Origin of the sequence: Glaciecola sp. 33A (assembly GCF_002836745.1) — a bacterium.
Classification (GTDB): Bacteria; Pseudomonadota; Gammaproteobacteria; order Enterobacterales; family Alteromonadaceae; genus Glaciecola.
In genome coordinates, this window is record NZ_PJAR01000040.1 from 157,965 (window position 1) to 171,187 (window position 13,223).

Annotated in this window: 15 protein-coding genes; 13 read left to right on the forward strand and 2 right to left on the reverse strand. The window is 41.6% G+C overall.

Annotated elements, in window-relative coordinates; genetic code table 11:
• Nucleotides 1-23: 23 nt before the first annotated feature.
• The gene (locus tag CXF81_RS10940) at nucleotides 24-419 is read right to left on the reverse strand and encodes a DUF2170 family protein (RefSeq protein ID WP_101181388.1); all 396 of its coding nucleotides are present in this window, start codon (nucleotides 417-419) and stop codon (nucleotides 24-26) included.
• A gap of 203 nt (nucleotides 420-622) precedes the next feature.
• Here CXF81_RS10940 and CXF81_RS10945 point away from each other — a divergent pair, with 203 nt between their 5' ends.
• The 6 genes from CXF81_RS10945 to secF all read left to right on the forward strand — a co-directional run bounded on the left by CXF81_RS10945 (nucleotide 623) and on the right by secF (nucleotide 6,905).
• Nucleotides 623-880, forward strand: a complete 258-nt coding sequence (locus CXF81_RS10945) for a DUF6471 domain-containing protein (RefSeq protein WP_101181389.1) — start codon at nucleotides 623-625, stop codon at nucleotides 878-880.
• A 374-nt stretch (nucleotides 881-1,254) separates the two neighbouring features.
• On the forward strand, nucleotides 1,255-2,295 hold the full coding sequence (gene queA, locus CXF81_RS10950; RefSeq protein ID WP_101181390.1) for a tRNA preQ1(34) S-adenosylmethionine ribosyltransferase-isomerase QueA: 1,041 nt from the start codon (nucleotides 1,255-1,257) through the stop codon (nucleotides 2,293-2,295).
• A 210-nt stretch (nucleotides 2,296-2,505) separates the two neighbouring features.
• Nucleotides 2,506-3,624, forward strand: coding sequence for a tRNA guanosine(34) transglycosylase Tgt (tgt, locus tag CXF81_RS10955; RefSeq protein WP_101181391.1), 1,119 nt, complete (start codon nucleotides 2,506-2,508; stop codon nucleotides 3,622-3,624).
• A gap of 83 nt (nucleotides 3,625-3,707) precedes the next feature.
• On the forward strand, nucleotides 3,708-4,043 hold the full coding sequence (gene yajC, locus CXF81_RS10960) for a preprotein translocase subunit YajC (protein ID WP_101181392.1): 336 nt from the start codon (nucleotides 3,708-3,710) through the stop codon (nucleotides 4,041-4,043).
• Between the two features lie 60 nt (nucleotides 4,044-4,103).
• Nucleotides 4,104-5,951, forward strand: coding sequence for a protein translocase subunit SecD (secD, locus tag CXF81_RS10965; protein WP_101181393.1), 1,848 nt, complete (start codon nucleotides 4,104-4,106; stop codon nucleotides 5,949-5,951).
• A gap of 9 nt (nucleotides 5,952-5,960) precedes the next feature.
• Nucleotides 5,961-6,905, forward strand: coding sequence for a protein translocase subunit SecF (gene secF / locus CXF81_RS10970; RefSeq protein ID WP_101181394.1), 945 nt, complete (start codon nucleotides 5,961-5,963; stop codon nucleotides 6,903-6,905).
• A gap of 79 nt (nucleotides 6,906-6,984) precedes the next feature.
• On the opposite strand, the gene suhB is transcribed toward secF, so the two are convergent.
• Nucleotides 6,985-7,758, reverse strand: a complete 774-nt coding sequence (gene suhB / locus CXF81_RS10975) for an inositol-1-monophosphatase (RefSeq protein WP_101181395.1) — start codon at nucleotides 7,756-7,758, stop codon at nucleotides 6,985-6,987.
• A gap of 432 nt (nucleotides 7,759-8,190) precedes the next feature.
• On the opposite strand from suhB, the gene trmJ reads away from it, so the two are divergent.
• The 7 genes from trmJ (at nucleotide 8,191) to hscB (ending at nucleotide 13,203) form a co-directional block, all read left to right on the forward strand.
• Nucleotides 8,191-8,922, forward strand: coding sequence for a tRNA (cytosine(32)/uridine(32)-2'-O)-methyltransferase TrmJ (trmJ, locus tag CXF81_RS10980; RefSeq protein WP_101181396.1), 732 nt, complete (start codon nucleotides 8,191-8,193; stop codon nucleotides 8,920-8,922).
• Entirely contained in the window at nucleotides 8,922-9,743 is an 822-nt protein-coding gene (gene cysE / locus CXF81_RS10985; RefSeq protein WP_101181397.1) for a serine O-acetyltransferase, read from the forward strand. Before trmJ ends, cysE begins: the two co-directional genes overlap by 1 nt.
• A gap of 189 nt (nucleotides 9,744-9,932) precedes the next feature.
• Nucleotides 9,933-10,421 carry a Fe-S cluster assembly transcriptional regulator IscR gene (iscR, locus tag CXF81_RS10990; protein ID WP_101181398.1) on the forward strand — a complete coding sequence of 163 codons (489 nt, stop codon included), beginning with the start codon at nucleotides 9,933-9,935 and terminating at the stop codon, nucleotides 10,419-10,421.
• A gap of 11 nt (nucleotides 10,422-10,432) precedes the next feature.
• On the forward strand, nucleotides 10,433-11,656 hold the full coding sequence (locus CXF81_RS10995; RefSeq protein WP_101181399.1) for an IscS subfamily cysteine desulfurase: 1,224 nt from the start codon (nucleotides 10,433-10,435) through the stop codon (nucleotides 11,654-11,656).
• A gap of 184 nt (nucleotides 11,657-11,840) precedes the next feature.
• Nucleotides 11,841-12,224: a Fe-S cluster assembly scaffold IscU gene (iscU, locus tag CXF81_RS11000; protein ID WP_101181400.1), complete on the forward strand. Its 384-nt coding sequence runs from the start codon at nucleotides 11,841-11,843 to the stop codon at nucleotides 12,222-12,224.
• Nucleotides 12,225-12,294: 70 nt separating this feature from the next.
• The gene (gene iscA / locus CXF81_RS11005) at nucleotides 12,295-12,618 is read left to right on the forward strand and encodes an iron-sulfur cluster assembly protein IscA (protein WP_006009705.1); all 324 of its coding nucleotides are present in this window, start codon (nucleotides 12,295-12,297) and stop codon (nucleotides 12,616-12,618) included.
• A 66-nt stretch (nucleotides 12,619-12,684) separates the two neighbouring features.
• Nucleotides 12,685-13,203, forward strand: a complete 519-nt coding sequence (gene hscB / locus CXF81_RS11010; protein ID WP_232771893.1) for a Fe-S protein assembly co-chaperone HscB — start codon at nucleotides 12,685-12,687, stop codon at nucleotides 13,201-13,203.
• The last annotated feature ends 20 nt before the right edge of the window (nucleotides 13,204-13,223 follow it).

A 13,223-nucleotide genomic window follows, 5' to 3' on the forward strand; every position in this document is an offset into this window, starting at 1 on the left:
AATCTCCGGTTATTTACAATTAATTAGTTAGATTTTAAAAAATCTTGGTAAGCATCTAAAAATGCTTCTACGTTTTGAAATAATGTCGAAATTTCGATCAACACACTTTCTTCTTTTGATTGGCCACTTAAGGAGCCAAAAGCTGTGTAGTACTGATTTCCTGCAACTGAAGAGATGCCTATTGTGGTTAACGGAAAAATCATATGCGTTCTTAAAATCTCCTCGTTCAACGCCGCTGAGTCTTTCACTTCGTCTAGCGAGAACAATAAAGATTCAACCAGTATTTGTTCACCGCTAATTGCCAACCAGGCATCAATTCCATCTTCATTTGCTATAAGCAAACAATCTGCTTCGTGTGTAACTACATATCCCTCTTGAGCAGAAATAATTTCTGCTAGTTGTGATAGTTCCCACGTCATTCATCTTCTCCTAAAAGTGTGTTTTACCATGTCGTCATCTATAATAGACCCTTAATATTGATTCAACAACATGGCTGACCTCGAACTTGACATAAGTATAGTCACAAGGTAAAAATAAAGTCAAATATTTTTTTCACATTTGGGTCAAATAATGTTTAAATGTGAATTATACATTACAAAAGTAACTTATATATAGGTGTATTATGAAGCCAAAAACAAGTGACTGGCGCAACTTGGTTCAGCGTTTACTAAAGACGGAATTATCTAAAAAGGGGATTAAGTATCAGGATCTTAGCGATAAACTGAGCGCTGTGGGCGTTGATCAAAGCGCAGATAACCTGCGAAACAAAATAAATAAGGGTATTTTAGGAGCAGACTTATTGCTACAAATTGTCTTTGTACTCAATATTAAACAAATTAAGTATGAAGATATTGAAGAAATACTGGCTGACATGCAATAGACTCCAGAATCAAAGCGAAAAAGGCGTGCTTGTTAATCGCGTAATTAATAGCGCGTAAGTAAAGCGCGTAATCGAGGGCGCGTATGAGGCGTTTAAAAATTACCTTCGTGTTGCGCTCTTCGGGCTGTAAGGCAGAAAAACTGGTCAAAGCCTGATTTACAGGCAAAAAAATACCCAGCATAACTGGGTAATAAGTTAGTTTGGGAGAACGTCACTTAATTCTGAACTTACTATTAGAATACGCCAAAGGAATAAAAATATCAGGCGTTTTAAGTATTAGGGCTAAGTGGAAGGTATTCTATATTATACGGTAGGTGCGAGATTGATTACTTTGCGCCTTACTGACAAAGACATTCAGCGATTTTGAGAGAACCATGAAGCTATCAGATTTTTATTTTGATTTACCTGAACACTTAATTGCGAAACATCCAACAGAGCTACGAACTCAAAGTCGCTTACTGCAGCTAGACGGTAATACTGGGGAAGTTTTGCATAAAAAGTTTACTGACATTTTAGGGTTGCTACAGCCAAACGATCTATTGATTTTTAATAACACCAGAGTCATTCCTGCACGATTACATGGAACCAAAATGTCTGGTGGGAAAGTCGAGGTACTCATTGAAAGAATACTCAATGATGGCAGCGCAATGGCGCACATTAGGTCGAGTAAGTCGCCAAAGTCCGGTGCAATACTCACGATGGAAGGTGGGTTACAAATTGAAATGCTTGGGCGAGACAATGCACTTTTTCATATTAAGTTTATGACTGAAAAAAATGTATTTGATTTACTTGAAGAGTTTGGTCATATGCCGTTACCTCCTTATATCGATAGACCCGATGAGGAAGCCGATAAAGAACGCTATCAAACGGTATATAATGAAAGGCCAGGTGCCGTTGCGGCGCCAACGGCGGGTCTGCATTTTGACCTTGAGATTTTAAATAGAATAAAAGAAAAAGGCGTTGAGTTAGCCTTTGTTACTTTGCATGTTGGCGCAGGTACTTTTCAACCAGTTAGGGTTGATAACATTGAAGAACACCAAATGCATGCTGAATACGCTGAAGTATCTCAAGATGTGGTTGACAAAGTGCTCGCAACTAAAGCGGCTGGCGGACGTGTGATTGCGGTTGGAACCACTTCTGTGCGTTCCATAGAATCAGCTGCTCAGGCGGCTAGCAGTGAATTGATCAGCGAATTTATGTCGGATACCAATATTTTTATATATCCGGGTTATCACTTTAAAGTGATCGATGCCATGCTGACAAACTTTCACTTGCCTGAATCGACATTAATGATGTTGATTAGTGCCTTTGCTGGACGCGATAATGTCATGCAAGCTTATGCCCAAGCAATACAAGAGGAATATCGCTTTTTTAGTTATGGTGATGCGATGTTTATAGAGCGCAAAAATACGTGAGCCCAACGCTATTTCTTGTTATACTGCGCGCGCAAATTCACAGTAAGCAGCCCGTATGTTTGTTTACTGTATAACAAAGTATTATGCGTTATTCATTCTTATATGCATTGTTGCCCTTATTTTTACAACATGTTCAAAGCTTGGAAAACGTTGGATTCAGTCGTATTTTGGCATGGCAAGTGCACTGAATCACCAAGGTTAGGTTAATAAATGAAATTCAATTTAATGGCTACAGACGGTAAAGCCCGTCGCGGCCAACTCATATTTGAACGTGGTGTCGTTGAAACTCCGGCGTTTATGCCCGTTGGTACATACGGCACCGTAAAAGGCATGACGCCAGAAGAACTTGATGAGTCTGGTGCACATATTTGTCTTGGAAACACATTCCATTTAATGCTGCGTCCCGGCACGAGCATCATCAAACAGCACGGTGATTTACACGATTTCATGAATTGGGATAAACCCATTCTCACTGACTCCGGCGGCTTCCAAGTATTTTCATTAGGTGATTTACGCAAAATCACTGAGCATGGTGTCACTTTTCGTTCTCCTATTAATGGTGAAAAAATCTTACTGACACCTGAAAAGTCAATGCAAGTTCAGCGCGAATTAGGCTCTGATATCGTTATGATTTTTGATGAGTGTACACCGTATCCTGCAACTGAAAAAGAAGCGGCTGATTCAATGGAGATGTCTCTGCGTTGGGCTCAACGCAGTAAAGATGCCCATGCAGAAAACCCATCGGCATTGTTTGGTATTATTCAAGGTGGTATGTATGAGCATTTGCGAGACACGTCTCTAGCTGGACTGGAGGACATTGGCTTTGATGGCTACGCTATCGGTGGATTGTCAGTGGGTGAACCGAAAGCTGATATGATCCGCATAATCAATCATACAGCGCCGAAAATCCCAGAAAACAAACCACGTTATTTAATGGGCGTAGGTAAGCCCGAGGATCTCGTTGAAGCGGTTCGTCGCGGTATTGATATGTTTGACTGCGTGATGCCAACAAGAAATGCGCGTAATGGTCACTTGTTTGTGACTGATGGCGTTGTAAAAATTCGCAACGCGGTGCACAAGACTGATACCGGCCCTTTAGATGAGAAATGTGACTGTTACACTTGTAAAAATTATTCTCGGTCATATCTACATCACTTAGATAAATGCAATGAGATACTTGGTTCAAGATTAAATACTATTCATAATTTGAGATATTATCAGCGAATTATGGATGGTTTGCGCAACGCAATTGTTGCCGGCGAGTTAGCTGACTTTGTGGCACAATTTTATGCGCAAAAAGGATTGCCAGTTCCGCTCTTAGAGGACTAGCACTAGCATTTTGTTTTATGAATGTCGTATTCACTAAACAGGAAAATAAAACAACAATAAAAACGAAATAAACGAGGATTTATATGAATTTTTTAATTTCTAGTGCATACGCACAGGACTCTGCAGGTCAGCCGGGTGGTGAATTCGGCATGTTAATTATGTTGGCTGTTTTTGGTTTGATTTTCTATTTTCTCTTATATCGCCCACAAGCGAAGCGTGTAAAAGAACATAAAAACCTTGTTTCGTCTCTTACAAAAGGTGATGAAGTGTTAACGCAAGGCGGTTTAGTGGGCAAAATCACGAAAGTGGGTGATGATAAAGATTTCATTGAAATCGCACTCAATGAATCGAATAACATCGTTGTACAGAAATCAGCAGTTAGTGCCGTTTTGCCGAAAGGCACAATGAAGTCAATTTAAACTTTCAACAAAAAGCACAATAGCGTCTAGACTGCTATTGTGCTTTTGTAGGGTCCCGTTGTGTTAAATAAAACTCCATTTTGGAAATATATTTTAGTCATATTCGTTGTTGCAATAACATCGTTATATGCAATGCCTAATATTTATGGTGAAGATCACGCTATTCAAATTTCTGCAAGTAACAATGCCTTTGTAAGCGAAGAGTTGAAAACCTCTATTGAGGTCGCTTTGAAAGAAGAGGGCATAGCAATCAAACGTATTGAACTTGAAAATGAACGCATCTTAGTTCGTCTTTTGGATTCAGATACACAGCTTATTGCCAGAGAGTTAATTGATAGCAAACTTGACAATGATGACTACGTTGTTGCGATGAACCTAGCGCCGGACACACCTGATTGGTTAAATGCCGTAGGTGCTAGTCCAATGAAATTAGGATTGGACTTGCGCGGCGGTGTTCACTTCCTAATGGAAGTTGATATGAACAGCGCAACAACTAAAGCTTACGAAGACGTCGTCGGCGATTTTAAGTTACAGCTACGTGAAGAAAGAATATTTTATCGCGCCGTTGTACAAAATCTTGATTCAGTAGACGTCATATTTCGCGACGGTGAAATGCTTGAAAAAGCGCAATTTTACCTGCGTAATCAGTTCCGAGCTTTGAGCATCACTGAGCGTGATGATTTGACACTCAGGGCCGCATTTTTGGAAGAACGCTTAGCTGAAATTCGCGACGCTGCTGTAAGCCAAAATGTGACGATAATTCGCAGCAGAATAAATCAACTTGGTGTCGCAGAACCCCTGGTTCAAAAACAGGGTCAAGAACGCATAGTTGTGCAATTACCTGGAATTCAAGACACAGCGAAGGCAAAAGAGATTTTGAACGCGACAGCGACTCTTGAGTTTCGCATGCTGGATGAGATAAATGATGTGCGTGATGCAATGCGCGGAAGAGCGCCGGCAGGCTCTGAGGTTATTTATCATAAAAACGGCCAGCCGTATCTGTTGAAAAAGCAAGTGATGCTAACAGGCTCGCACATTATTGACGCAAATAGTGGTGTTGATCAATATGGCGTGCCCAACGTGAGCATTGACCTTGACTCAAAAGGCGGCGCAAAGTGGTCACAGGCGACAAAAGAAAACATTAAAAAGCTAATGGCCACGGTGTTTATTGAATACAAAACTACGGGTGAACGTGACGCAGACGGTAAGCTTGTTTTTGAAAAGAAAGAAGACATCATCAGTGTAGCAACTATCCAAGCACAATTAGGCTCTTCATTCCAAATTAGCGGCCTAGATTCACCAACGGAAGCAAGAGAGTTGGCGCTACTGTTGAGAGCGGGTGCATTGATTGCGCCAATTCAAATAGTTGAAGAGCGCACGGTCGGACCCAGTTTAGGTAAAGAAAATATTCAATTAGGCATGACCGCAATCATTTGGGGTTTGGCCGCAGTCCTTGTATTCATGCTTATTTATTACCGTGCTTTTGGCGTTATTGCTAATATCGCGCTGTTATTAAATCTGATCATGATCGTTGGAATTATGTCGATGATACCAGGTGCCACATTAACCTTGCCAGGTATGGCGGGCATTGTTCTGACCGTCGGTATGGCTGTTGATGCTAACGTACTTATATTCGAAAGAATTAGAGAGGAATTGCGCGACGGCAGGAGTCCGCAGCAAGCAATTCATTTTGGCTATGACAATGCGTTCTCTACTATTTTGGATGCGAACATTACTACGTTCATTGCTGGTTTGATCTTGTTCGCTGTAGGAACAGGTCCAATCAAAGGATTTTCAATTACGTTGATGATAGGTATCGCTACATCAATGTTCACCGCGATTGTCGTTTCTCGTTTGCTAGTTAATAGCATATGGGGCGGTAAACGTGTGACCAAGTTAGCGATATAGGAGAGTCAAATGGGATTTCAATTATTAAGACTAAAGGAAACCGTCGACTTTATGAAGTGGCGTTTCCCAGCGATGATTTTTTCAACCTTGTTGATAATAGGCTCAATTTTTTCACTTGCTGTCAACCAATTAAATTGGGGTCTCGATTTCACCGGTGGAACATTGATTGAGGTCGGTTATGAACAATCAGCTGATCTCGAAGCAGTCAGAACGATTATGCTCGATGCAGGCTACACGGATGCTATGGTGCAAAACTTTGGTAGCAGCCAAGACGTGTTAATTCGCCTTGCACCAAGAGAAGGTGTGAAGGCAGTTGAAATTGGTGATCAAGTATTGGCGACGTTGCGTGCCGATGGCACTAAAGTCGACATGCGTCGCATTGAATTTGTTGGACCAAATGTGGGTGATGAGTTAACCGAACAAGGTGGTTTGGCCATGCTTGCTGCTCTGATTTGTATTCTGATTTACGTGGCAATGCGTTTTGAATATCGCTTTGCGTTAGGGTCAGTTGCGGCGTTGGCGCATGATGTTATTTTGACCTTGGGTTTATTCTCTGTGTTACAACTTGAATTTGACCTGACTGTATTAGCTGCCGTCTTAGCCGTTATTGGTTATTCGCTTAACGATACGATTGTCGTGTCAGACCGGATACGTGAAAACTTCAGAAAAATACGTAAAGAAGAGCCAGTGGAGATTATTAATATTTCGTTGACGCAAACCTTGAATCGGACAATTATTACTTCTTTGACAACTGTTTTAGTACTAGTCGCTTTATTTTATAAAGGCGGCGCTCTGATCCACGGTTTTGCAACCGCATTGCTATTTGGTGTTATCGTTGGTACCTATTCTTCAGTATATATTGCAAGTGCGGTCGGCTTGGCTTTAGGTATTAGCAGGGATGATTTAATACCGACAGAAATTATCAAAGAAGGGGAAGACCAAGATCCTGTATAGGCAATAAAGTTTCCTTTATTATCAATTACAAAGAACTTACTAACAAAAAAACCCGCTCTGTAGAGCGGGTTTTTTTATATTATTTAAGTCTTTTAACGATAGCCTGAACAACACGAGGGCTGCCAGCGACAATTTCACCGCTTAACAGTGGGTCATTACCACCCGCAAAATCAGTGACTAGTCCGCCAGACTCGCGCACTAACAATTCACCAGCGGCGATGTCCCAAGGTTTAATGCCACGTTCCCAGTAGCCGTCAAAGCGACCAGCAGCAACATAAGCCATATCCAGAGCTGCAGAACCACCGCGGCGTATATCCCCACATTCAGCAAATATTTTATTAAAGCCTGACATATATTCGTTTAACGACGTTTTGTTCTTATACGGAAAGGCAGTGGCTAAGATTGTATTACCTAACTCTTTTGCCTGACTTGCGCGGATACGGTGACCGTTTAGTTGTGCGCCGTTACCTCGGCTTGCTGTAAATAATTCACCGCGAATAGGATCAAATACAACCGCTTGGTCTAAGCGACCTTTATACTGTAACGCAATAGAGACCGCAAAGTGAGGAATACCTTTGATGAAGTTAGTCGTTCCATCAAGTGGGTCAATGATCCATTTATAGTCATCGTCACCGGCCATAATGCCACCTTCCTCGCCTACAAAAGTATGGTCAGGATATGATTGCTTGATTTTGTAAATAATGGTTTGTTCAGCTTCCCTGTCAATTTTAGTTACGAAGTCATTTTCGCCTTTTTGTTCGATTTGTAGGTCGTCGAAAGTTTCAAATCCACGAGCGATCACGTTTCCTGCTGAGCGAGCTGCGCGCACAGCGATATTGAGCATAGGATGCATAGTTAGAACCACCAAGTTGTAAAAAGAACAGTTGAGTCACGCCGCCGAAAAGTGCACCTTTAGTGCTTTTGAGTCGAGAACATGCCTAAAAAATCGCGCGTATGTTAACAGAAACCTATGAATGGGTCTATTGGTGTTTTTCATGGCACGTCATTAGAAGTATGCGCAGTCGCAGCAAGTGATATCACACGGCATCTGTTTTATGCGCCAAAGAGATCGTGATGTTTAAAGTTTATTCCTTTTTTGCAAAAGACAGTTATTGTTGGTTGTGATAAACTTTGCGCGCTTAAATAATGTGCAAGACGAATAGGTAGAGTGCCGACCTTGTATGGTCTTTAGGCAGCGTTTAATGTGCACTTAGTTTTAAAGCGGCATGGGATTTCTTTGCCATTCTCTATTTTTTATTACGCTATTATTAAACGGAATACGTTCATGCTTTCAGATATTCGCATTGTTTTAGTTAATACCAGTCACACCGGTAATATTGGCTCAGCGGCTCGCGCGATGAAAACAATGGGGCTTAACTCACTGTATTTAGTCGACCCCATTTCGGCCCCAGATGGGAAGTCAATTGCCTTAGCAGCGGGCGCGGGCGATGTGCTGGCGAACGCAATAATAGTGAGCACGCTTGAAGAAGCAGTTAGTGATTGTGGCTTAGTAGTGGGCACTTCTGCACGTTCAAGAACGTTACCTTGGCCCATGTTAACGCCCAGAGAATGTGGCCATAAATTAGTTGTTGAAGCTGATACTTACCCGGTTGCGTTGGTATTTGGGCGCGAAAATAACGGTCTAAGCAATGACGAATTACAACAATGTCACTTTCACGTATGTATTCCAGCTAATCCAGAGTATAGCTCATTGAACATTGCTGCTGCGGTACAAACGCTGTGTTATGAGATCAGAGTTAATCATCTTGATATAGAGGCACTGCAATATGCGTCAGCGGTTAAAAGTGAATATCCGCTAAATGAAGACTTAGCGCGTTTTTATGTGCACCTTGAAAAAACCTTAAAAGATGTCAATTTCATCGTTGCCAATCATCCCGGTATGGTTATGACAAAGCTGCGTCGATTATTTACTAGGGCTAGGCCCGAAGTTCAAGAGTTAAATATCTTACGTGGTATGTTGGCTTCAATAGATAAAGCGAGTGGAAACAAAAAGTAATGTTTAGTCTAATGCGTGAAGATATTAAAAGTGTATTCCATCGAGATCCTGCGGCTAGGAACACGATGGAAGTGTTGTTCAATTACCCAGGCTTGCACGCAATATGGGTGCATCGTATCAGTCACCAATTATGGAAATGGAAGCTTAACTGGCTCGCGCGCTTTCTATCCAATATTTCACGTTTTTTAACCGGCATTGAAATTCATCCGGGTGCACAATTTGGCCGCAGAGTGTTTATTGACCACGGCATGGGTGTCGTGATTGGTGAAACCGCTGTAATTGGCAATGATGTGACTTTATATCATGGGGTCACATTGGGCGGAACCAGTTGGAAAGCAGGCAAACGCCATCCCACACTTGAGGATAATTCGGTCGTGGGTGCAGGGGCGCAAGTACTCGGGCCTATTACTGTTGGCAAAAATGCTCGCATCGGTTCAAATTCCGTGGTGGTCAAGGACGTGCCTGAAAACGCAACGTGCGTTGGCATACCGGGGCGCAATTTACTGCAAAAACAAAATACTCATGAACCGACCATAAAAACCAAGCACAAGCGCCAAGCTATCGCAAAAATATATGGCTTTGATGCCTATGCGGTGAGTGAAGAAAATCCTGACCCTGTAGCCAATGCAATGGGAATTATGCTTGAACATGTTCACCAAATGGACACTAAAGTAGAAGAAATGTGTCGGGTTATTCAATCACTCGGCGGAGATGTTTGTAGTGATTCAATTCCAAAGTTAGACGTGACAGACTTTGCTGATACCGGCATCTCACCGGTGTTAAAAAAAGCGGCTGAGGAAGCCTTTGATCCTACTATTTGATCCCACTATTTGATGCCGCTACATCGAGTCTATTTAATTGCCCTTAAGGTAGCTTTTTTCATTTAAAATCAAGGCGGTAAATAATAACCTAGTAAAATGCTAGGGTATATACTTGACAAATTTACTCAGGTATATACAATTTCGATCCCAACTGCATGCCGCTTGGCTGTTAACCGAAATGAGGGACATATGAAGCTGACATCAAAAGGTCGTTATGCAGTCACCGCAATGCTCGACGTAGCTTTGCATTCTCGCAACGGACCCGTGTCGTTGGCCGATATTTCAGAACGACAAGAAATTTCGTTATCTTATTTAGAACAATTGTTCGCTCGTTTACGTAAAGAACAATTAGTGTCCAGCGTCAGAGGTCCCGGCGGCGGCTATAAGCTAGGTCGCCCAGCAAACGATATTGCAGTTGGCGAAGTAATTCGTGCTGTAAATGAGTCCATAGACGCGACACGGTGTAAAGGACTGGCTGATTGCCAAGGTGGTGAACGTTGCTTAACACATACCTTATGGCAAGACCTCAGTGATAGGATTAGTCAGTTTTTAAATGGTATCAGTATTGGCGAGTTAATGAAAACAAACGAAGTGAAAGAAGTGGCCGATCGCCAAGATGAGACTAAAGCGACGGCAAAAAATTTAGTCAGCGAAATTGAAATCAGTATGCAACTTTAATCGGAGCGATAATGAGCAATATTAAGTTACCAATCTATTTAGATTATTCGTCAACCACACCAGTTGACCCTCGTGTCGCCGAAAAAATGAAAGAATGCCTAACCAATGAAGGCAATTTCGGTAACCCAGCTTCACGTTCTCACCATTTTGGTTGGGTTGCTGAAGAGGCGGTAGACATTGCGAGAAATCAAATTGCGGATCTTGTGAATGCGGATCCACGCGAAATCGTGTTTACATCGGGCGCAACAGAATCAAATAACCTTGCTATAAAAGGCGCAGCTACATTTTATCAGAAGCGTGGCAAGCATATTATTACGGTTAAGACTGAACACAAAGCAGTGCTCGATACGACCCGTCAACTTGAGCGTGAGGGTTTTGAAGTTACCTATATGATGCCCGAACCGAGTGGTTTAGTAGACTTAGACAAACTTCAAGCTGAAATGCGCGATGACACTGTCCTTGTTAGTATTATGCACGTTAATAATGAAATTGGTGTAATTCAAGACATAGGTGCAATCGGTAAGATATGTCGTGAACGTAAGATTTTGTTCCACGTTGACGCAGCTCAAAGCACAGGTAAAATACCTATTGATCTGCAAGAATTAAACGTCGATTTAATGTCATTTTGTGCGCATAAAACTTATGGTCCTAAGGGTATTGGCGCGTTGTATGTGTCGCGCAAGCCAAGAGTTCGTATTGAAGCTCAAATACACGGTGGCGGTCATGAGCGTGGAATGCGTTCTGGTACACTGGCAACCCATCAAATAGTTGGAATGGGTGAAGCTTTTCGTCTAGCTAAACTAGAAATGGCAAGCGAAAACGAACGTATAAAAATGTTGCGTGACAAACTTTATAACGGCGTAAAAGACATGGAGGCTGTTTATTTAAATGGCGACGCAGTTCAACGTGTTGCGCATAACTTGAACGTAAGTTTCGCATATGTGGAAGGAGAATCGTTGATAATGGCACTAAAAGACATGGCCGTATCTTCAGGTTCTGCATGTACTTCTGCAAGTTTGGAGCCTTCTTATGTTCTACGTGCACTTGGTCTGAATGATGAATTGGCGCACAGCTCAATTCGATTTAGTTTGGGGCGTTTTACTACTGAAGAAGAAATAGACTACGTGATTGGCGTTATTCACAACGCAATTGATAAACTTCGCGACATGTCGCCACTTTGGGATATGTATAAAGAAGGTATCGACTTGAGCACCGTTAAATGGGCCTCTCACTAAGTTCGTGATTAAAGATGATGAGCAGGTTATGCGTCTTAGTTGAAACATAAATATTGGGTATTTAGGTAATAGTAATTGGTTGCTTATGTACAAAAAATAGTTTAATTAGTTTAAAATCGCGAAATATAAAATATCTTTACACTGAAAAGTGTTTATATTTCGCAAAACGTTAAGGGTAAAAACCATGGCTTATAGTGAAAAAGTAATTGACCATTACGAAAATCCTCGTAATGTTGGCGGATTTGATAAGAACGACCCAACTATTGCAACAGGTATGGTTGGAGCGCCCGCATGTGGTGATGTAATGAAACTACAACTTAAAATAGGCCCGGACGGCATTATTCAAGATGCAAAGTTCAAAACCTATGGTTGTGGTTCTGCTATTGCCTCAAGTTCTTTGGTCACCGAATGGGTAAAGGGTAAGAGCATTGACGAGGCCGTATTGATCAAAAATACTCATATTGCCGAAGAATTAGCGTTACCTCCAGTAAAAATTCACTGCTCAATTTTGGCAGAAGATGCTATCAAAGCCGCGGTTGCAGATTACAAAAAGAAGCATAGCGCTTAATTTTGCCGTTTGGTTTTTAATCAGGATTGCTAGCAACAAATATTAATGACACAAATTAAGGAGTATCTGAGTGGGTATTAAGGTAACTGACGCTGCAGCCGTTCGCGCAAAATCATTTTTAGACAGCCGTGGTTCCGGCTTAGGTTTGCGTTTGGGTGTCAAGACTACTGGCTGCTCTGGCTTAGCTTATGTACTTGAATTTGTTGATGGCCTCAATCCTGGGGATGAAATGTTTGAAGACAATGGTGTCAACATCATTATCGACGGCAAAAGCTTGGCATACCTTGATGGTACCGAGTTAGATTTTGGTAAAGAGGGCCTAAATGAAGGTTTTCAATTTAACAACCCTAATGCTAATGGCGAATGTGGTTGTGGCGAAAGCTTCAACGTATAACTCTTTTTTTTAGCGCTAATCTTTTTCGGTTAGCGCTTTCTTCGTTTTCCAAAGCAAGGCTTCTGTATGATGAATTACTTTGAGCTATACAACCTTCCTGAACAGTTCGAGATAGACCTGAAAAAACTCAAAGAGCACTATCAAACACTTCAAAAATTGACACATCCTGATCGCTTTGCTAGTGCAAGTGAACAACAAAAGCGCATGTATCTCACCAAAAACTCTCAAGTTAACGATGCCTATTCGGTGCTTAAATCACCTATATCTAGAGGTGAACACTTACTAATAGTACGTGGTGTTGAGCTGCCTAGTGAACAAAATACGGTGGGTGACGTTGAATTTTTAATGGAGCAAATGGAGTGGCGTGAAACATTAGACGACGCTACTTCGGCAGAAGCGCTAGAAAAACTGGTTGTCGACAACCATGAAATTCTGGTTAAGCAAGAAAAAATAATTTTAGCTTTTTTGTCACATAATAACGAGCAAGATAACCAAGCAGCAGCGCAAGAGTTAGGCAAGATGAAGTTTATGGTTAAACTTGCTGACGAAATCGAAACAAAACTAGACCGGATAACGGATAGTTAGTAAATAAATTAAAAGGTTTT